General features: G+C 63.7%; 17 protein-coding genes. 11 read left to right on the top strand and 6 right to left on the bottom strand.

Annotation, left to right across the window (positions count from 1 at the left end; all coding sequences use genetic code 11):
- Positions 1-41: 41 nt before the first annotated feature.
- From H5P29_RS11770 to H5P29_RS11790, 5 genes are all read left to right on the top strand, one after another.
- Positions 42-1541, top strand: a complete 1500-nt coding sequence (locus tag H5P29_RS11770; protein ID WP_154386852.1) for an NAD(P)-binding domain-containing protein — start codon at positions 42-44, stop codon at positions 1539-1541.
- 10 nt (positions 1542-1551) lie between these two features.
- Entirely contained in the window at positions 1552-2052 is a 501-nt protein-coding gene (locus H5P29_RS11775) for a CMD domain-containing protein (RefSeq protein WP_154386851.1), read from the top strand.
- A complete protein-coding gene (locus H5P29_RS11780; protein ID WP_067958829.1) occupies positions 2049-2624 on the top strand; it encodes a peroxidase-related enzyme in 576 nt (191 codons plus the stop codon). Before H5P29_RS11775 ends, H5P29_RS11780 begins: the two co-directional genes overlap by 4 nt.
- 30 nt (positions 2625-2654) lie before the next feature.
- Positions 2655-3269 carry a helix-turn-helix domain-containing protein gene (locus H5P29_RS11785; protein WP_067958831.1) on the top strand — a complete coding sequence of 205 codons (615 nt, stop codon included), beginning with the start codon at positions 2655-2657 and terminating at the stop codon, positions 3267-3269.
- 70 nt (positions 3270-3339) lie between these two features.
- Positions 3340-4419 (top strand): NAD/NADP-dependent octopine/nopaline dehydrogenase family protein, encoded by a 1080-nt coding sequence (locus H5P29_RS11790; protein ID WP_185910339.1) that lies wholly within the window; start codon positions 3340-3342, stop codon positions 4417-4419.
- A 93-nt stretch (positions 4420-4512) separates the two neighbouring features.
- On the opposite strand, the gene H5P29_RS11795 is transcribed toward H5P29_RS11790, so the two are convergent.
- Complete coding sequence (locus tag H5P29_RS11795) at positions 4513-5394, bottom strand: LysR family transcriptional regulator (RefSeq protein ID WP_185910340.1); 882 nt, start codon at positions 5392-5394, stop codon at positions 4513-4515.
- Between the two features lie 205 nt (positions 5395-5599).
- Here H5P29_RS11795 and H5P29_RS11800 point away from each other — a divergent pair, with 205 nt between their 5' ends.
- The 5 genes from H5P29_RS11800 to H5P29_RS11820 all read left to right on the top strand — a co-directional run bounded on the left by H5P29_RS11800 (position 5600) and on the right by H5P29_RS11820 (position 12630).
- Positions 5600-8038 (top strand): penicillin-binding protein 1A, encoded by a 2439-nt coding sequence (locus H5P29_RS11800; protein WP_154386849.1) that lies wholly within the window; start codon positions 5600-5602, stop codon positions 8036-8038.
- Between the two features lie 49 nt (positions 8039-8087).
- Positions 8088-9710: a penicillin-binding protein 2 gene (locus tag H5P29_RS11805; protein ID WP_154386868.1), complete on the top strand. Its 1623-nt coding sequence runs from the start codon at positions 8088-8090 to the stop codon at positions 9708-9710.
- 97 nt (positions 9711-9807) lie between these two features.
- A complete protein-coding gene (locus H5P29_RS11810) occupies positions 9808-11427 on the top strand; it encodes a pilus assembly protein (protein ID WP_246787040.1) in 1620 nt (539 codons plus the stop codon).
- 277 nt (positions 11428-11704) lie between these two features.
- Positions 11705-12091 carry a LysR family transcriptional regulator gene (locus tag H5P29_RS11815; RefSeq protein WP_154386848.1) on the top strand — a complete coding sequence of 129 codons (387 nt, stop codon included), beginning with the start codon at positions 11705-11707 and terminating at the stop codon, positions 12089-12091.
- Entirely contained in the window at positions 12034-12630 is a 597-nt protein-coding gene (locus tag H5P29_RS11820; RefSeq protein WP_246670880.1) for a LysR substrate-binding domain-containing protein, read from the top strand. Before H5P29_RS11815 ends, H5P29_RS11820 begins: the two co-directional genes overlap by 58 nt.
- Before the next feature lie 181 nt (positions 12631-12811).
- Here H5P29_RS11820 and ugpC read toward each other — a convergent pair whose 3' ends face one another.
- From ugpC to H5P29_RS11845, 5 genes are all read right to left on the bottom strand, one after another.
- Complete coding sequence (gene ugpC, locus H5P29_RS11825; RefSeq protein ID WP_154386846.1) at positions 12812-13951, bottom strand: sn-glycerol-3-phosphate ABC transporter ATP-binding protein UgpC; 1140 nt, start codon at positions 13949-13951, stop codon at positions 12812-12814.
- A gap of 12 nt (positions 13952-13963) precedes the next feature.
- The gene (gene ugpE / locus H5P29_RS11830; protein WP_067958855.1) at positions 13964-14860 is read right to left on the bottom strand and encodes a sn-glycerol-3-phosphate ABC transporter permease UgpE; all 897 of its coding nucleotides are present in this window, start codon (positions 14858-14860) and stop codon (positions 13964-13966) included.
- A gap of 14 nt (positions 14861-14874) precedes the next feature.
- On the bottom strand, positions 14875-15759 hold the full coding sequence (locus tag H5P29_RS11835; RefSeq protein ID WP_067958858.1) for a carbohydrate ABC transporter permease: 885 nt from the start codon (positions 15757-15759) through the stop codon (positions 14875-14877).
- A gap of 76 nt (positions 15760-15835) precedes the next feature.
- Complete coding sequence (locus tag H5P29_RS11840; protein ID WP_182575867.1) at positions 15836-17167, bottom strand: extracellular solute-binding protein; 1332 nt, start codon at positions 17165-17167, stop codon at positions 15836-15838.
- Between the two features lie 160 nt (positions 17168-17327).
- A complete protein-coding gene (locus H5P29_RS11845; protein ID WP_154386845.1) occupies positions 17328-17675 on the bottom strand; it encodes a hypothetical protein in 348 nt (115 codons plus the stop codon).
- Positions 17676-17897: 222 nt separating this feature from the next.
- Here H5P29_RS11845 and H5P29_RS11850 point away from each other — a divergent pair, with 222 nt between their 5' ends.
- Entirely contained in the window at positions 17898-18827 is a 930-nt protein-coding gene (locus H5P29_RS11850) for a sugar phosphate isomerase/epimerase (protein WP_154386844.1), read from the top strand.
- Positions 18828-18969 lie beyond the last annotated feature (142 nt).

Consider the following 18969-nt stretch of genomic DNA (forward strand, 5'->3'; position numbering starts at 1 on the left):
CATGCGACATGACGAATTCGACCGGACACCAGGGGCGACCTATGGCGTTTGACGTACAAGCGCCGTTGCAAGCGGCCGCCGCCGGCCTCGCCGAGCTCGAACAGCGTGTTCGCGACGAGCTGGCCTGCCTGTGCTACCCGCCGTCGAACTGGGTGGTGCCGACATCAGCCGAGGGGGAAGAAAAGGTCCATGACGTCGTCGTCATTGGCGGCGGCATGTGCGGCCTGGTCGCGAGTTTCGCCCTCTTCGGTGCCGGCATCCAGAACATCCGCATCTTCGACCGCAGCCCGACGGGCTTCGAGGGGCCGTGGCTGACTTATGCCCGGATGGAGACGCTGCGCTCGCCCAAGCAGTTGACCGGCCCGGCCTATGGCATGGCGTCGCTGACCTTTCGTGCATGGTATGTCGCCCAGTTCGGCAACGATACCTGGGCTGAACTCGACAAGATCCCCCGGCCGATGTGGATGGAGTATCTGCGTTGGTACCGCAAGGTGCTCGACCTGCCGGTCGAGAACGGCGTCGAGGTCAAGACGATCGTGCCGGAAGGCGAATTGATGCGGCTGACGCTGTCGGGCGAGGGCGCTCGGGAAAAATCGGTGCTGACCCGCAAGGTGGTGATGGCGACCGGCCGTGACGGCATGGGCCATCCAAGCATTCCCGGTTTTGTCGACGGCTTGCCGCGAAACTATTGGGCGCATTCCTCCGATGCAATCGACTTCGCCGCCCTGCGCGGCAAGCGCGTGGTCGTTGTCGGCGTCGGCGCATCTGCCGTCGACAATTCCGCCGAGGCGCTGGAGGCAGGAGCGGCGGAAGTCCGCCATCTCATCCGCCGCAAGCAGATGCCCTGTATCAACAAGCTGATGGGCATCGGCTCGTTCGGCTTCACCGCTGCCTTCCCGCAGCTCGGCGATGCCCGGCGCTGGCAGATCATGAACTATTCGCTGCGCACCCAGACGCCAGCGCCGCGTGGCTCGACGATGCGTGTCAGCCGGCATCCCAATGCCTGGTTCCATTTCGATGCGGCGGTCGAGAAGGCCGAGCTCGACGGCGACGAGATCGTCATCTCGACCTCGCAGGGCAAGGCGGTCCGCTGCGACTTCCTGATCCTCGGCACTGGCTTCGGCGTCGATCCGCTGGCGCGCAAGGAGCTCGACGGTTACGCCGACAAGATCCTGCTGTGGCAGGACCGCTTCACGCCACCTGAAGGCCAGGAAAACACCGAGCTTGGCAACTACCCCTATCTTGCCAACGACTTCACCTTTCTCGAACGCGAGCCGGGACAGGCACCGTGGCTGGCCAACATCCACAGCTTCAACTCCGGGGCGGCCGCCAGCCTTGGCAAGATGAGCGGCGACATACCGGGCATCAGCGAAGGTGCGGCGTGGCTGGCGCGCGAGATCGCCGCAAAGCTCTACAGCGAGAATTTCGGCCAGTACTGGCAGCGCCTGCTCGACTACGACACGCCCGAACTGCGCGGTGACGAGTGGACGGCATCGCCCTTGCCGGACGAAGCGCCGGCAGCCGCCCGCAAGCAGGCATAAGAGGAACGGCATGACTGACACCATAGACGTGATCGCCGCGATCGTCGGCATAGCGCCGGGCAGCGAACTGGCGGCGGTCGTCGCCGGCCGCGCCGACATCATGGCGCTGACCCAGCAGACGCATGATGCGGCGCTGACGCCCGCTGAACCCGGCGGTCTCACCCATGCCGAGCGCGCAGCCCTGGCCTGCCGCATCGCCAAGATCAACGACGCCGGCGATTTCGAGGCGCATTTCGAAACCCTGCTCGACAGCTCGGGCGCCTCAGGCGACACCGCGCGCATTGCCGACATCTGGTTCGACGGCGGCGGCGACATCAGGCTCAAGGCCCTGATCCGCCATGTCGATCTCGTGGCACATGCGCCCAAGGATGCGACGCGCCGCGATATCGAACTGCTGCAGGAAGCCGGGCTAACCGACGCCGACATCGTGCGCCTGTCCGAGCTCGTCGCTTTCGTCAGCTATCAGATCAGGGTTGCCGCCGGGCTGCGGCTGATGCGGGGACAGGCATGAGCAAGGTCGTTCACGAATTCACCACCGCGGTCCCCGAGTGGAAGCCATACGTCAAGCCGCTCGATCTCGCGGATGCCACTCCGGCACAGCTCGAGGCGCTGAAGATCACGCCGTCCAACACCAAGGTGTCGGACTACGTGCTGGTGCTGGCCCATGACGTCGAGACGCTGACTCACCGCTCGCCGCTGTTCAACGGGGTGATGTACAACAAGGGCGGCCTGTCGCGCGCCGAGCGCGAGATCGGCGCCGTCGGCGCGTCGATCGTCAACCGCTGCATCTACTGTGCGGCGGTGCATGCCAGCCGCTACAACCAGCTGGCCAAGGACGAGACCGTCATTGCGGCGATCTTCGCCGACGGTGTCGAAGCGGTAATTTCGCCGCGGCTGAAGGCGATCCTCGACTTTTCGGTCAAGCTGTCGAAATGCCCCTCGGACGCCGATGCGTCCGACATGCAGGCGCTTGTCGACGCCGGTCTCGGCAAGGACGAGATCCTCGACCTGATCCTGTCGTCGTCGCTGTTCGGCTGGGCCAACCGGCTGATGCACACGCTTGGAGAACCGCTCGCCGAATAGTTGCCCGTGGCGTCGGAATGGAGAATCGGAATGAACATACATTCGGTCAATCCGCCGGAAATCGGGCCGCGCCTGCAGGCATATCGCAAGCAGCAGAACCTGACGCTTGCCGACCTCGCGACCAGATCGGGCGTCTCGCGCTCGATGCTGTCGGAGATCGAGCGCGGCAACGCCAACCCGACCTATGGCACGCTGTGGCATCTCACCCGCGCGCTCAACATCGACCTCAACAGCCTGATCAGCGGCGCCAGCGAGGAGCGTGGCGACCGCATCGACCTGCAGCCGGAGAATTTGACGCCGACCATCCGCAGCGCCGACGGCAGCTGCACGCTGCAGATCCTGTCGCCGGCCGGCATGGTGCCGCTGATCGAATGGTATCTGTTGAGCTTCGAACTCAAGGGCAAGCTGATCAGCGATCCCCACGGCACAGGCACGATCGAGCATCTGCACTGCACCGAAGGCGAGATCGTGGTGCGCAGCGCCGGCAACGAGATGATCGTCCGCGCCGGCGAGACGGCGCGCTATGCGGCCGACGTCGCACATTCGCTGACCAGTGTTGGCCCGGCCGGTGCACGGGCTTTCCTGGTGGTGGCATCAGGGGAGGTCGGCAGCAGCACGACCCGGGCGTTGATTCGCCCGAAATGAACGACCCCGGTGCGCCCGCAATGGGAGCGCCGGGGCTGAAATGAATTTGATCCAAAAGGGAATGTTGAAAATGAAGGTAGGTATTGTCGGCGCGGGTTCGATCGCCTTTGGCACGGCGGTGTTTCTGGAACAGCAGGGCCACACGGCAACGCTGTGGTCGCCGTCGGGCGAACGCACCAAGGCGCTGGCCAAGGGCGAAGCTCTGGTTGCCCAGGGCGCCGTCGAAGGCACCTTCCATCCGGCTGCTGCTCCGAGCGCCGAAGCGCTCGTCGCCGGCGCCGAAGCGATCGTGATCGCGCTGCCGGCCTATGGCCACAAGGTCGTTCTCGACGCCATCGCGCCTTACGTCAGGGCCGACCAGACCGTCATCATCAGCTCGCACGCATCCTTCGGCGCGCTTTATCTGTCGCGCCTGCTGGCTGCGCGCGGTGTCGTCGCGCCTGTTGTAGGCTGGGGCACGACTGTCGTATCCGGTCGCCAGCTCAGCCCGACGCTGGTCAACGTCAACACCGTGCGCAAGAAGGTCGATCTCGCCACCGTTCCGGCATCGCGCAGCGCCGACGGCCTTGCCGTCTGCCAGACGCTGTTCGGCGACCGCTTCGTCGACCGCGGCAGCCTGATGGCGATCGCGCTGTCCAACCTCAACCCGCAGAACCACATGGGCATCGCGCTCGGCAACATGACGCGCATGGAGCGCGGTGAAACCTGGAGCCAGGGCCAGAACGTGACGCCGAATGTCGGCCGCCTGCTCGAGCAGCTCGACGAGGAACGCATCGCCATTGCCACCAAGCTCGGCCTCGAAGTGCGCAACATCTTCCAGCACTTCCACCTGTCTTTCCACGTGCCGATGAGCTCGATCTCTGAGATGAACCAGGAGATGCACGAGGCCGGCAATGGCGGCCAGGGCCCGACCACTGCCGACAGCCGCTATGTTACCGAAGACGTGCCTTTCGGCCTGGTCATGACCGCCAAGATCGGCCGTCTGGCAGGCTACCCCGCCGAGCTGCACGAAGCCGGCGTGCGCATCTTCTCGGCCATGTATGGCCGCGACTTTACTGCCGAGAACGACCTGCTGACCGCGCTCGACCTCGACGCCATGTCGCTGGCCGAGCTCAACAGCCTTTGCCGTGACGGATATGCGATAGCTTAAGGTCTGGGCACCGCAGGCGCGGCGCTCCTGGCGGGTCGCTGCGCCGCTTTTTTGTTGCTCCGGCGGCAGCTGGCCGCTGCCTCGGGGTAAGGGTCAGGCTGCGCCCGGAGCGCCGAACTGCTGCAGCAACCAGTTCTCGAAGGCCTGCATTCCAGCTGTCACCGGGTGGGATTTCAACCGGGTGAGCCAGTAGTCGCCGGTTGAAACCGTCGTCTCGAACGGCTGGACGAGGCGGCCGTCGTCGAGATTGCGCTCGAACATGTTGATCGGCACCAGGGCTACGCCGACGCCGCGGGCAGCAGCCTCGGCAAGGGCCAGCGACGAATCGAACATCATACCGCGCAACACCGGCTGCGGCGCACCTGCCGCCTCGAACCAGCGCGTCCATTCGTCGGCGCGATAGGAGCGCAACAGTTCGACGCGCGCGAGGTCCGCCGGCTGTGTCAGCCGCGCCGCCATCACGGGCGAGCAGACCGGCGACAATGGCGAGGCAATCAGCTGCATCGCCTCGGTTCCACGCCATGAGCCGTCGCCAAAGCGGATCGCCAGGTCGAGACCGTCGCCGGCGATGTCGACACGGTTGTTGTTGGTCATGATCCTGAGGTCGAGATAGGGGTGCGCCTGGTGGAACGCCGGCAGTCGTTCCATCAGCCAGCCGACGGCGAAGGTCGCGACCACGCCGACAGTCACCACTTCGTGGAAGTGCCCCTCCTCGAACCGGCTCATCGTCGCGGTGACGCGCCGGAAGGCGTCTGTCAGCACAGGCGCCAGGGCCGCGCCCTCGTCGGTCAGCGCCAGTCCCCTCGGCAGCCGACGGAACAGTTTCACCCCGAGCAGGTCCTCGAGCGACTTCACGTGATGGCTGACTGCGGTCTGCGACACGAACAGCTCCATGCCGGCCCGGGTGAAGCTGCAATGGCGCGCCGAAGCCTCGAAGGCTCGCAGCGCGTTCAGCGGCAATTGCGACGTTTCCACGTGGTTTTGGTCCTATGCCCATATTTTTCTCATGGGTAACCAAAATATTGAGTGTTTGTCGAGGTCACGGGATTTTGCCAGGTTGCGGCCGTTATCGAACAAAACCTGCAGGTTATGACCTGTTCGCGGGCTGGGGTGGAGCCTGTGAGCTGTAGTCATTCGCCCATTTTCCTGGGGCCTGCTTCCAACTGACAAGCTGCCCATCATGAAATTCATCAGCCATCTGTTCTCATTCCTCGTCCTGACCGGGCTTGCGGCCGCCTGCTGCCTGGCTTTGCTGGTCGCCGACATCACCAGGGATCTGCCCGACTACCGCGAACTGGCGGATTGGGAGCCGGCTGTCATGACCCGGGTCTATGCCTATGATGGCGCATTGCTTGCGGAATATGCGCGCGAGCGGCGGCTTTTCCTGCCGATCGCCGCCGTGCCCGATCGTGTCCGGCAGGCGTTCCTGTCGGCGGAAGACAAGGGCTTCTATAGCCATTCCGGCATCGACATGTCCGGGCTCGTCAACGCGGTCTGGGCCAACATGGCCAACTTCGGTTCTGGTCAGCGCATGATCGGCGGATCGACGATCACCCAGCAGATCGCCAAGAATCTATTGCTCTCCTCGGACCGCACGCTGGAACGCAAGGTCCGCGAGGCGGTTCTGTCCGTTCGCATCGAACGCGCCTTTTCCAAGGACGAGATCCTCGAGCTCTATTTCAACGACGTCTATTTCGGGCTCGGCGCCTATGGCATCGCCGAGGCGGCACTGACCTATTTCGACAAGCCGGTCGGCGATCTTTCGGTTGCGGAGGCGGCTTATCTTGCCGCGCTGCCCAAGGGGCCGAACAACTACAATCCCTATCTCAACGCCGAGCGAGCCGTCGAACGACGCAACTGGGTGATCGGCCAGATGCTGCGCAACGGATTTGTCGACCGGAATGAAGCGCGCGCTGCGGCGGCCTTGCCGCTCGGTACGAAGACGCGCGCACCGAACCTGCTGGTTGCTGATGCCAGTTACTTCACCGAGGCGGTGCGCAGACAGATCGCCGAGCAATATGGCGACGCTGCGCTCTACACCGCCGGCCTCGCCGTGCGCACGACGCTCGATCCCAGGCTGCAGGCAGCAGCGGTCAGAGCGCTGCGGCGCGGGCTCGTCAACTATGATCAGGGCAGGGGCTTTCGCGGACCGGTGACCCGCATCGCGACCGATGGCGATTGGCAACAAGCACTTGATGGCATCGTGCCACTGGCCGACGTGCCGGAATGGCGCCTGGCGGTTGTGCTCGGCGCGGCCGACGAGGGCATCAGGATTGGCCTTCGCCAGGCTTCAGGCAGCCGGCAGGCGCGAGAAATCGCCCACATCAGCACCCAGTCGATGCGCTGGGCACTGAGGCGCCCAAAGGCGGGCAAGACATCGGCAGGCGCGCTTGCGGCCGGGGATGTCGTTTATGTTGAGAAGCAGCACGACGGCTATGTACTGCGGCAGGTGCCGGAAGTGCAGGGCGCGCTCGTCTCGATGGATCCGCACACCGGCCGGGTGCTGGCGAGCGTCGGCGGGTTCTCCTTTGCCCAGTCGGAGTTCAACCGCGCCACGCAGGCCTATCGGCAGCCGGGATCGGCGTTCAAGCCCTTCGTCTATGCCGCGGCCCTCGACATCGGCTACACGCCGGCAGCACTGGTGATGGACCAGCCGATCGCACTTCCCGATGGTGCGGGGCGGGTCTGGAGACCGAAGAACTATGACGGCCGCTTCAGCGGTCCCTCGACCTTGCGCACCGGGCTCGAACGAAGCCGCAACCTGATGACGGTGCGTCTCGCGCGCCATGTCGGCATGGATGTGGTGGCGCAATACGGCCAGAGCTTCGGCATCTATGACAAGCTCAAGCCCTACCTGCCGATGTCGCTCGGTGCTGGCGAGACCACGCTGATGCGCCTGGTTTCGGCCTATGCTGTCATCGCCAACGGCGGCAAATCGGTGCAGCCGTCGATGATCGACCGTGTCCAGGACCGTCACGGCAAGACCATCTTCCGCCACGACGGCCGGGACTGCGACGCCTGCAATGTCGAGGCATGGCAGGACCAGCCGGAACCTGAACTGCGTGACGTCAGCGAACACGTGCTCGACCCGATGACTGCCTACCAGATCACCTCGATGATGCGTGGCGTTGTCGAGCGTGGCACGGCAACCAGCGTATCGGCGCTCGGCGTGCCGGTCGCGGGCAAGACCGGAACCACCAATGACGAGAAGGACGTCTGGTTCGTCGGCTTCACGCCCAACGTCGTCACCGGCGTGTTCCTGGGCTACGACACGCCGAAGCCGATGGGATATGGCGAATCCGGCGGTGGGCTGGCGGCACCCGTCTTCATCGACTTCATGAAGGTTGCCCTCGAGGGCAAGCTGGCTGCCGAGTTTCCTGTGCCCGAAGGGATGACATTCGAAAGCGTCGACCGACGTACAGGAAGGCGCGTCGCTGCCGGCACTCCGGACTCGATTCGTGAAGCCTTCAAGCCTGGCACCTCGCCCTGCATCGGCGACTGCCCTGTCATCGACGGTTTTGAAGCGTCTGACATCGTCACGACGACGGTTCCTGCCATTGGCGGCATTTCGCCCGCGCTGCGCGACAGGCTCCTCAACAGCACCGGCGGGCTCTACTGAGATGCAGAGGCGTGGCGCGAGAAATGCCGGAGGCCGCATCCGGCTTGTCATGGCGGCGTTTGCCCTCTTGTTCGCAGCCATCGGCGGACGACTGGTGCAGCTTGGCGTGGCCGGCAACGAGCGACCGGCCTATGCCTTCAGGGGGGTGGCCAATGCCAGGCCGCAGATCCTGGACCGCAATGGCGTGCTTTTGGCAACCGACCTGCCGAGCGCGTCTGTCTATGCCGAGCCGCGCTACGTGCCCGACGTCGACGAGACAGTCGAAAAACTGGTGGCCATCTTTCCAGACCTCGATGCGCGCCAGTTGCATCAGCGGCTGAAAAGCGATGCCGCCTTCGCCTGGCTCAAGCGTCAGGTAACGCCGGCGCAGAAACAGGCTCTGTGGAACGCCGGGCTTCCGGCCATCGGGCTCCGCCCGGAGAAGCGTCGCATCTATCCCAACGGTCCGCTGGCCGCTCATGTGCTCGGCGCAGTCGATCTCGACAACATAGGCATCTCGGGTATCGAGAAGTGGATCGACGGTCAGGGTCTGCAGGAGCTCAATCTCGCTGGCATGGCCGGCGATGCCAGGCAGCTGGAGCCGGTAGCTCTGACGATCGATGTCCGCGTCCAGCACGCCCTTGCCGACGAAACCCTCAAGGCGATGGCACGCTTCAAGGCCAAGGCAGGTGCCGGCCTGCTGCTCGACGTCGACAATGGCGAGGTGCTGGCGCTGGCCTCGTTTCCCGATTTCGACCCCAACGTGCCCATCGATGCGCTGAAGCCCGAGCGGCTCAACCGCATCAGTGCCGGCGCGTTCGAAATGGGCTCGACATTCAAGGCGCTGACAACTGCGATGGCGCTCGATTCCGGACAGTTCACGCTGAAGTCGGTCATCGATGCGCGCAAGCCGCTGCAGTTCGGGCGGCAGATGATCCACGATTATCGCGGCAAGTACCGCATGCTGACCATCCCGGAGGTCTTCATCTACTCCTCAAACATATCGACGGCGAGGATTGCCATGACCTTGGGCGGTGACGCGCAGCAGGCCTACCTCACGCGCTTCGGCCTGATGTCGCGACTGCGCACCGAACTGCCGGAGAGCGCCGCCCCGATCCTGCCGCGAAGCTGGAGCGATGTGACGACGTCAACCGTCTCGTTCGGTCATGGCATTGCGGTGACGCCATTGCAGGCAAGCATGGGCATCGCAGCGCTGGTCAATGGCGGCCGCCTGATCACCCCGACCTTCATCAAGGGCGCCCCGGTCGCCGGCCGCGTCGTCGGCTCGGGGCTCGTCTCGCCTGCCACGGCGGACGCCATGCGTTACCTGCTGCGCTACAACGCCGAGGTCGGTTCCGCCAGGAACGGAGCCGTCGCAGGCTATCTCGTCGGTGGCAAGACGGGCACGGCGGAGAAGGTCGTCAACGGCCGATACGTCGAGGACCTGGTGATGACCTCGTTCATGGCCGTGGTTCCGGCCGACAAGCCGAGATACCTTTTGCTGACGATCCTGGATGAACCCAAGGGTCTGCCCGAGACATACGGCTTCAGGACTTCAGGGTGGAATGCCGTTCCCCTTGGCGGCGCCATCCTCCGGCGCGTCCTGCCGATGCTTGGTTTGCAGCCGCAGTCCTTGAGGACTGGCTTGGCCTATCGTGACGGCAAGGAAATTGACGCTGCGGGAGACCTCTGAGTGCCATGCAGGCCATCTTGCGGTTGTATGAAATCCGCTAAACTCAATTTAAATTGTTTGTATGCAAAAGCCTCTGCGGGATTTCGGGGAGGCTGTCGTGCTCAAACGCTTCTGGCTGTCGAGAAGCGGTAATTTCGCGATGATGTTCGCGATCTTGCTGCCTGTGCTGTTGGCCGCCGTCGGCTTCGCGCTCGATATCGCCAATCTGATGAAGGCCAGATCGGACCTGCAGAACGCGCTCGATTCTGCGGTGCTGGCGGCGTCGCGACTGAGCGATCAGACCGGCACTCGCCAGGCCACCTTTGACGCTTTCTTTGCCGCCAACGTTGCCAACAAGCCGGCGCTGGTCAACGCCAAGGCCAAGCTCGTCGTTGAGCAGACTGTCAACGAAATAAAGACCACCGCCACCGCCGATTCCAACATCAAGTTGAACTTCTCCTTCATCTTCGGACAGAGCTCGGCCGTCGCCGCCACGGCCAATGCGTTTGAATCGAATTCCAAGCTCGAAGTCGCGCTGGTGCTCGACAACACCGGCTCGATGGGCGCGGCCAACATGGCGGCGCTGATCGAGGGCTCCAAGGAGATCATCAGGACCTTGCAGAAGGTCAAGGCCGACCGGCCTGAGCGCCAGATTCGGGCAGCACTAGTGCCGTTCGTGACTGCCGTGAACATCAAGAGCGACAAGGGTTTCAGTCAGTCGTGGATCGATACCAGGGAGCTCATCCCGCTGGATGACAAGTCGTGGAACGGCAAGAACTTCAACAACTACGACCCAAAGAATCGCATTGGCCATTGGAAGCTCTTCAAGTACCTGAAGGACAACTGGAAGAGCGGCCCGACCGGTGAATGGAAGGGTTGTGTCGAAGCCCGCAGTGGCAGCTATGCGCTTGACGACACGCCGCCCGACCTGAGCATTCCGGAAACCTTGTTCGTGCCCTATTTTGCGCCCGACGAGCCGGGCGACGCCGTCAAGACCGGCAACAATGGCAACAAATACAACAACAGCTATCTGAACGAGAAGTTGGTCGGCAAGAATGACACCGACCGCGCAAAGCAGCAATCCTGGGACAAGTATCGGGACAAGACAATTCGGGACAGTTCCATTCTCAAGGAAACCCCGAACGACACCAACGGCCCGAATTATGGCTGCGCGACGCCTGTGGTCCCGTTGACCGAGGACCTCGCCAAGATTGGCGGCGATCCGGTCAAGAAGACCAAGGGCGAGCTCGACAACATGAACTTCTGGTACGGTTCGGGGACCAACGTGTCCGAGGGCCTCGCCTGGGGGTATCGCGTGCTTTCGCCGGGCGCGCCGTTCACCGAGGGCGATGCCTTCAAGGCGCCCGATACCACCAAGGTTGTCGTCGTCTTCACCGACGGCGAAAACAACGTCTTCGGCGCGTCTTCGGAAGCCATCAACAAGTCGGACTACGGCGCCTACAGTTACCTCGACACGGGGCGCATGGGCTCGACCAGTCGTAGCGGTGCGCTCAGCAAGGTCAACGAGGCGACGAAGACCGTTTGTGCCGATTTGAAGAAGCAGGATGTCGTCGTCTACACGGTGGTGCTGGGTGCCGACACCCCGGCCAATCGCGATCTCTACAGCACCTGCGCGACGGGTCCGGGCTACTACTTCCCGACCAAGAACATCGCCGAGCTGAAGGCGGCGTTCCAGACCATCGCGAACTCGATCTCGCCGCTGCTGATCACCCATTGAGACTGCTCGATCATGCGATGGGACAAGCCGTCGGGCGTTAAGTCGGCCCAATGGCGTGGCCGATCAGGCTTGTGCGGCTGGCCGATGTCGCGCTGGAGGTAACTCGGGAGAGAAGACGGGCGACCATGGCGGCGAAAGCGCCGCAACACGCGCCTGACTGTATCAGAGATTTTCTTCATAGAAACGACCGGCAGCTGTTTCATAGCTCTCCACGATTTGCATGCCGCCATGCGTCGGGTACAATGAAGTACCGTCACTCTTGGCATGAAGGAATTTCATGAAACAGGGCTCCCGCCTGCCGCCGCTGCAGACGCTCCGCGCCATGGCAGCGGTGGCGCGCACACGCAGCTTCACCAAAGCGGGCGAGGAGCTCGGGCTGACCCAGACGGCCATCAGCCATCAGATCGCGCAGCTCGAAGCCTGGCTGGGCACGCCGCTGTTCGTGCGCAGCAGGAAGGGTGTCGAGCTGACAGTCCTGGCCGACAAGGCGATACCTGATATCGTCGCGGCGCTGTCGGCGCTGGAGGCGGTGCTGGAGACGCGCGCCCGAGCCTCCGGAGCGAACAGCTCTGCATCTCGACGACACCGGAATTCGCCAGCCAGTGGTTGCAGCCGCGGCTCGGCGGCTTCTGCGTCGCCCACCCAGAGATCGACGTCAGCGTGACCATCGAATACCGGCGCGCCCGCTTCGACATCGACAAAATCGGCGTTGCGATCTGGCTGGCGGGGACACTGCCGGGCACCGAAGCCTTCCGCCTTACCGAGGACTACGAATTCGCCGTCTCGTCACCGGCCGTTGCCAGGGCTCTGCCCAGTCGCCAGGCACTGCGCGCGGCACCCTTGCTGCGCTATGAAGGCGCCCGGCACACGGTGCTGGATTGGGAGCGCTGGCATGGGCAGATCTACGACGGGAAGGGGCAGTTTCCTGCTGTCGACGGCGTGGAGGGACCGTTCGATTTTCAGGCCGGGCCGAGCTTCCCGACATTCTCCGACATGATCGCGGCGTGCCGGCAGGATGCTGGGCTGGCGTTGGTACGGTCCTCGCTTGTCGCCGACGACCTCGCCGCGGGGCGGCTGGTCAAATGCTTCGACGAGATCATCCCGTCGGACCTGCAGTACCACCTGGTGACGTCGCCGGCACAAAGGCGAAGCCCAGGCGTGATCGCCTTCAGGAAATGGATCATCCAGCAGATGACGGGCTAGCAGGAAGGTCTGCTTCGCCGGCCGCATGCCGTCTCAAAGTGAGGAACCGGTAGCGGAAGTTGGATACGCGCATCCGTAAGTCCAAGCAAAAAGGGCCTGGCGAGAGGGGGCCGGGGCCGGCCTCACAGAGGCACAAGTCAAGCCAATGGCTTGGGCTCAATGGCTTCGTCGTTCTCACCTGTCAGGCGGGCATCAGCATCGGTCGCTCGGCAACGATGTCGGACGCGGCGTCCAGCGAAACTTCAGGGCTCTTTTCGCCGCTCAACCGGCGGCCGCTGCGGTGGTCGAACAGCTGGAGATGCTGCGGCACGACCCGGAACGACAGCGGCTCTCCCGCCTTGCGCCGGCTGCTGCCGACGATGTGGGCGATGACGATCGACTTCGCCACCGTACCGTGGACCAGTTGGGCGGCGCCGAGTTCTTCCGAGAATTCGTAGGTTCCCGACAGTCCGCCCGAGCCGAGTTCCACTGCCTCGGCGCGGAAGCCGGCGGTGATCGGCCCAGGAACCGCCGCGGGCCAGCGGCCACGGTCATAGGCCAGTTCCTGCCCGTCCTCGAGCGTGATGATGCCCTTGGCCGGATCGATGGTGCCGGGCAGCAGGTTGAGACCGGGCGTGCCGATGAAGCCGGCGACATAGGTTGTCGCCGGGCGCTGGTAGATTTCCACAGGCGCGCCGACCTGCTCGATGACGCCCTTGTTCATGACAACGATGCGGTCGGCCAAGGTCATCGCCTCGATCTGGTCGTGGGTGACGAACAGGGTGGTTGCGCCCAGGCGCTGGTGCAGCTTGCGGATCTCGACGCGCATCGCCACGCGCAGCCGCGCGTCAAGGTTCGACAGCGGTTCGTCGTAGAGGAACACCTTGGGTTCGCGGATCATCGCCCGGCCCATGGCCACGCGCTGGCGCTGGCCACCGGACAGCTGGCCCGGCTTGCGGTCAAGGAACTCGCCAAGGCCGAGCGATGTCGCCACCGCCTTCACACGCTCGCGGCGGTCGGTCTTCGAGATACCGGCGATCTTGAGCGCGTAGCCGATGTTGTCAGCGACCGTCATGTGCGGATAGAGCGCGTAGTTCTGGAACACCATGGCGCAGCCGCGTTCGCGCGGCTCGAGCTTGTTGACGATCTTGCCCGCGATCGAGATGTCCCCGTCGGAGATCGCTTCAAGTCCGGCGACCATACGCAGCAGCGTGGACTTGCCGCAACCGGACGGGCCGAGGATGACGACCAGCTCTCCGCTGGAGATGTCTAGGTCGATGCCGTGCACGACCTCGTTCTTGCCGTAGGTCTTGCGCACGCCGCGAATGGCGATCTGGGCCATGGTCTGGTCTCCTTACTTGTCGGTCTGGATGAGGCCGCGCACGAACCAGCGCTGCAGAAGAATGGTCACCAGCACCGGCGGGGCCAGGACGATCAGGTTGGCCGCCATGGCGATGTTCCAGACCGGCGGCTCGCCAAACAACGGACCGGGCACGACCTTCTGCAACTGCATGGTGGCGGTGGCGTAGTTCTGGTGGTCGGTGACGACGAGCAGCGGCCAGAGATATTGGTTCCAAGACCACACGAACATGATGGTGGCGAGCGCTGCCATGTTGGTTCGCGACAGTGGCAACAGCACCTCGAAGAAGAAGCGTACCGGGCCTGCGCCGTCCATCTTGGCGGCTTCGGTCAACTCGTCGGGCACGGTGAGGAAGAACTGGCGGTAGAGGAACGTGCCGGTGGCGGTGGCAATCAGCGGCAGGATCAGACCCGAATAGGAGTTGAGCAGGTTCCACTCCGGCAGATTGACGCTGATGCCGACGAAATCGAGCATCGACTGGAACGGCCTCAGCGCATCGGCTGCAACCGCGTAGGTCGGCACGATGCGCACCTCCAGCGGCAGCATCAGTGTGATGAAGATCAGCCAGAAGAAAACCATGCGCAGGCGGTAGTTGAAGTAGACGATCGAGAAGGCCGAGATCGCCGAGATGGAGATCTTGCCGATGGTGACGCCGCCTGCGACGATCAGCGAATTCAGCATCACCCGGTCGAAGTTACCCCGCTCCCAGGCGGCGGACAGATTCTCGAACAGGTGGCCGCCGGGCCAGAGCGGCATCGGCACCTGGTTGACGGTGTGAAAGTCGTGGCTCGCCGCCACGAACACGATCCACAGCGGGATCAGCAGTGCGACCAGGCTGAAGATCAGCAGCGCGTGGGTGGCGAAGTCGAGGATGGGAGTACGTTCGATCACGGTTGGCGCTCCGGTCAGCTGTAGTGGATGCGCCGCTCGACGTAGCGGAACTGGATGACTGTGAGGGCGATGACCAGCAGCATCAGCACGATCGACTGGGCGGCAGCGAGCGAGTAGTCCTTGCCCTGAAAGCCGTCGGCATAGATCTTGTAGACCATCAGGTCGGTCGCGCGGGCCGGGCCGCCGCCGGTGGTGATGTCGACGATGCCGAAGCTGTCGACGAAGCTGTCGGTGATGTTGATGACGATCAGGAAGAACAGCGTCGGCGCGATCAGCGGCAATTGCACGTCGCGCATACGGCGCATCACGCCGGCGCCGTCCATGGCGCAAGCCTCGATCACCGAGCGCGGTATCGACTGGAGTGCGGCCAGGAAGAAAATGAAGTTGTAGCCGACCATCTTCCAGCTCTGGGCAAAGACAATCAGGGCAAAGGCGTCATAGCCATCGAGCGCCGGATTCCAGATGTCGGGAAAGACCCGGTTGATGGCCGAGACGAAGCCCGCATCCGGCGAGAAGATGAAGCGGAAGGCAAGGCCGACGGCGGGTGCTGCCAGCGCGTAGGGCAGGAAGAAGGTGAACTTGTAGACCTGGTGTCCGGGCAACCGTCTGTCGACGAACAGCGCGAGGATAACGGCGATGACCAACGACAGCGCGGTGGCTATGCCGGCAAAGGCGAGCGATATCCGCACCGAGCTCCAATATTTGGGATCGGCGAAGACGGTCTGGAAATTGAGCAGGCCGACCCAGTCGTTGCTGCCGCCGAATGGCGGCTCGAGTGTGACCGCCCAGTAGAGCGCCTCGCCCGAAGGCCAGTAGAAGAAGACGAAGATGAGCAGCATCTGCGGCGCGATGAAGGCTGCCGCCAGCCACAGGTTGGAGAAAGTGGCGCGCTTTTCCAAGCAACGTCTCCCGGTCCGCTATGCTGAAAAATGGGCGCCGCGGAGAGCGGCGCCCGACTGGTCCCGAGCCTGAGGATCAGGGCAGGGCAGCGCCCTTGTAGGTCTGCTCGTAGCGGCGCAGGATCTGGTTGCCGCGTTCGACGGCCGCGTCGATGGCCGTCTGCATGTCCTTCTGGCCGGTGAAGGCGGCCTCGAGTTCGGCGCGGACTTCGGCGCGGATCGAGGTGAAGTTGCCGAGGCGAATGCCGCGCGACAGCGGGCCGACGTCGGAAGCGGTCAGCGAGGCGATGGCGACCTCACGGCCGGTATGCTTGGGGTCGCTGTAGAAGCCTTCCTGCTTGAGCAGGTCGAATCCCTTGGTGGTAACAGGGATGTAGCCGGTGTTCTCGGCGATGTACTTCTCGCCGGTGTCGGCAGCCGTCACATATTTCAGGAATGCGGCGGCAGCTTCGTATTCCTTATCCGTCTTGCCCTGCATCAGCCACAGCGAGGCGCCGCCGACCAGCGAGTTGGTGCGCTTGGTGGTGTCGATCACCGGCAGCATCGCCACGTCCCAGTTGAGACCGGCGACCTGGGTGTTCTTGACCGTGCCGTGGTTGGCGATCGAGGTGATTGTCGAGGCGCAGCTGCCGTCGGCGAAGGATTGCACAAGGTTCTTGCCCACCTGGGTGGTCTGGATCTTGGCGTAGCCGGCGTCGAGCCAGATCTTGAAGTCCTTCATGTGGTCGACGAAGGCGGTCTTGTTGAAGACCAGCTCGGCGCCGAGGCCGCCGTAACCGTTGTCCATCGAGGCAACGGGGAGGTTGTTGGTGGCGGAGAACTGCTCGAGGTTCATCCAGGTGTCGAAGTCGAAGGCGAAGCCACACTCGACACCGGCGGCCTTCATGGCCTTGAGGTCCTCGCCGAGCTCGGCCCAGGTCTGGGGGGCGCTGGTCTTGTTGATCTTCGCCCAGGCATCCTTGTTCCAGTAGAACACGGCCGTCGACGAATTGTAGGGGAACGACCACATGTCGCCGCCGGAGGTGGCATAATAGTTGGCGATGCCGGGGAAATAGCCCTTCCAGTCGATGTCGAGCTTGTGCTCCTCGGTAAACTTATTGGCCGGATAGATGGCGCCCGACAGCATGAAGTTGACGGTACCGGCGTCATAGATCTGGACGATCGTCGGCTGCTGCTTGGCGCGATAAGCGGCGATCGTGTTCTGCTCGGCCTTGTCGTAGCCGCCCTGACCGGTGCAGACCGCCTCGTACTTGTCCTGCGATTCATTGAACAGCTGGCAGTGCTTGGCTACGACCTCACCGAGGTCGCCGGTCAGGCCGTACCAGAAATCGAATTTGGTGCGCTCGGCCGCACCGGCGGCCGTCGCAATGGCGCTTGCCGCAGTTGCAAGCAGGAACAGTCGTTTCATCCGTCGTCTCCCTCAGGAAGCTGGTGCGAGCACAATGCTCGCTGCAGCCCGTACCCTGACGGGATGACAGGCACGTCTTGATCCGGTGACAGAATGACGACAATCAACGACAGCGTGGAATGGCGGCCGCGCAGCTGCTCTCATCCAAGAACGCAGTCTGTCAGACGCCGGCTTCCCTGACTTCGAAGACGTTGCCGCCGCTGGTCTCGAAGCGGCCGGCCGCGCCGCGCTGGAGCGAGTAGCATTTCTCCTGGCCGGAGCGGAAATCGCCCCAGACGGTACAGAGCTGGTCGCCGCGCACCATCCAGCGGCCGCTATCGCCGGCCCGCTTCGGCGCATCGATGCTGATCTCGGCGCGGCCGTCGGGCAAAAGCATCATCTGTCCACTGAACCAGCCGCCCTGTTCCCACCACGAGATCGAACGGCCGACGAGTTCGCTGCGGATTTCGCCCGAACTGAGCTCGCCCGCGAGAGCGGCCGACATCGGCGGAAACGCGGCCGACAGCATCAACAGCACCTGCAGGAAGCGTCGTATCGCGGTACCCGTTCATGACGTTGCGATGACGATTCAATGACATTTGCCGGCCAATGTCCATGGCCGATGGCGCCCGTGCACTGTCAGCAAAGCGTCACGCTCACGCAAAACGGCTGACACGTAGCCGGGCCAGTCTGCCCACGGTTTTCACCCGAGGGGCGATGCCCCGCCATTCTCCAAGACGAGGAACAGACCATGCTTGCCAATGGCACCGCCGGCACCGGCATTTCAGCGCACAAGCGCGCCGACGACCTTTCCGACTTCAGCGACGAGCTCGACATGATTGAAGCCTTGGGCGTCGAGTCGATCGAGCTGCCCACATATGACATGGACCTCGTGGTCGGTGGCAGGATCCGCAGGCCGCAGCTCGAGGCGCTGAAGCGCGCCACTGCCGGCCGCGACGTCGGCTTCTCGGTACATGGCCCGCTGGCGATCAACTTCATGGACGAGGCATTTCGCTTGCCGCGCCACCTCGAGGTGCTCGAGGCCTCGCTTGAAATAGCGGCTGAGGTCGGCGCCGAAAACTATGTCATGCACTCCGGCCTGACACCGCTGCAGCAGGGCCATGGCATCGAGGCCGCCTATGGCCGCCAGCGCGAATGGCTGGCCAAGGCTGGCGAGATAGCCCGCCAGCACGGCCTTTTTCTCTGCGTCGAGACGCTGTTTGCAGGCTATGACGGCAAGATCCATGCTTCGTCGCCGTCGCGCCTCGCCCGCGAACTGGAGGCCATCGCCCACCCCAATGTCGTCGCGACCCTCGACTTCAGCCACGCCTATCTCAAGCTCGACTTCGACGGCCGCCGCGATGATTTCGTCGGGGAGATCAAGGCGCTGGCGCCGTATGCCCGCCATCTCCACATGCATGACAGCTTCGGCCGCCAGGACGACATCTGGATGTTTACCGAGGGTGAGCGCCTCGCCTACGGCCATGGCGACCTGCACCTGCCGGTCGGTTGGGGCGACATCCCCTGGGAAACGCTGATGGCCGAATGCAGCTTCCCGGAGGGCGTGCTGTTCAATATCGAGCTCAAGCAACGCTACTGGTACGCCGCTCAGGAAACCGTCGATGCGACCAAGGCGCTGGCCGACAAGGCCCAGGTCATCGGTCAGGCCCGCGCCGCCTGATCGAGCGTCCAACATCCATCTCTGCGGCGCCGAGCTTCCCGGCGCCGCGCGTCAATGAGGCGCGTCTGGCAGGCAGCAAAATGCCTCAACAACGACGAGCGCTCGTGGGGACGAACCCCGAAAGCGGCATCTGCTACGCCGG

The organism is Aminobacter sp. MDW-2 (assembly GCF_014250155.1).
Lineage (GTDB): Bacteria > Pseudomonadota > Alphaproteobacteria > Rhizobiales > Rhizobiaceae > Aminobacter > Aminobacter ciceronei.

Coding starts and splice junctions, on each gene's coding strand:
- H5P29_RS11770 (WP_154386852.1), top strand. CDS start 42: ATGGCGTTTGACGTACAAGCGCCGTTGCAAGCGGCCGCCGCCGGCCTC.
- H5P29_RS11775 (WP_154386851.1), top strand. CDS start 1,552: ATGACTGACACCATAGACGTGATCGCCGCGATCGTCGGCATAGCGCCG.
- H5P29_RS11780 (WP_067958829.1), top strand. CDS start 2,049: ATGAGCAAGGTCGTTCACGAATTCACCACCGCGGTCCCCGAGTGGAAG.
- H5P29_RS11785 (WP_067958831.1), top strand. CDS start 2,655: ATGAACATACATTCGGTCAATCCGCCGGAAATCGGGCCGCGCCTGCAG.
- H5P29_RS11790 (WP_185910339.1), top strand. CDS start 3,340: ATGAAGGTAGGTATTGTCGGCGCGGGTTCGATCGCCTTTGGCACGGCG.
- H5P29_RS11800 (WP_154386849.1), top strand. CDS start 5,600: ATGAAATTCATCAGCCATCTGTTCTCATTCCTCGTCCTGACCGGGCTT.
- H5P29_RS11805 (WP_154386868.1), top strand. CDS start 8,088: ATGGCGGCGTTTGCCCTCTTGTTCGCAGCCATCGGCGGACGACTGGTG.
- H5P29_RS11815 (WP_154386848.1), top strand. CDS start 11,705: ATGAAACAGGGCTCCCGCCTGCCGCCGCTGCAGACGCTCCGCGCCATG.
- ugpC (WP_154386846.1), bottom strand. CDS start 13,951: ATGGCCCAGATCGCCATTCGCGGCGTGCGCAAGACCTACGGCAAGAAC.
- H5P29_RS11840 (WP_182575867.1), bottom strand. CDS start 17,167: ATGAAACGACTGTTCCTGCTTGCAACTGCGGCAAGCGCCATTGCGACG.
- H5P29_RS11845 (WP_154386845.1), bottom strand. CDS start 17,675: ATGCTGTCGGCCGCGTTTCCGCCGATGTCGGCCGCTCTCGCGGGCGAG.
- H5P29_RS11850 (WP_154386844.1), top strand. CDS start 17,898: ATGCTTGCCAATGGCACCGCCGGCACCGGCATTTCAGCGCACAAGCGC.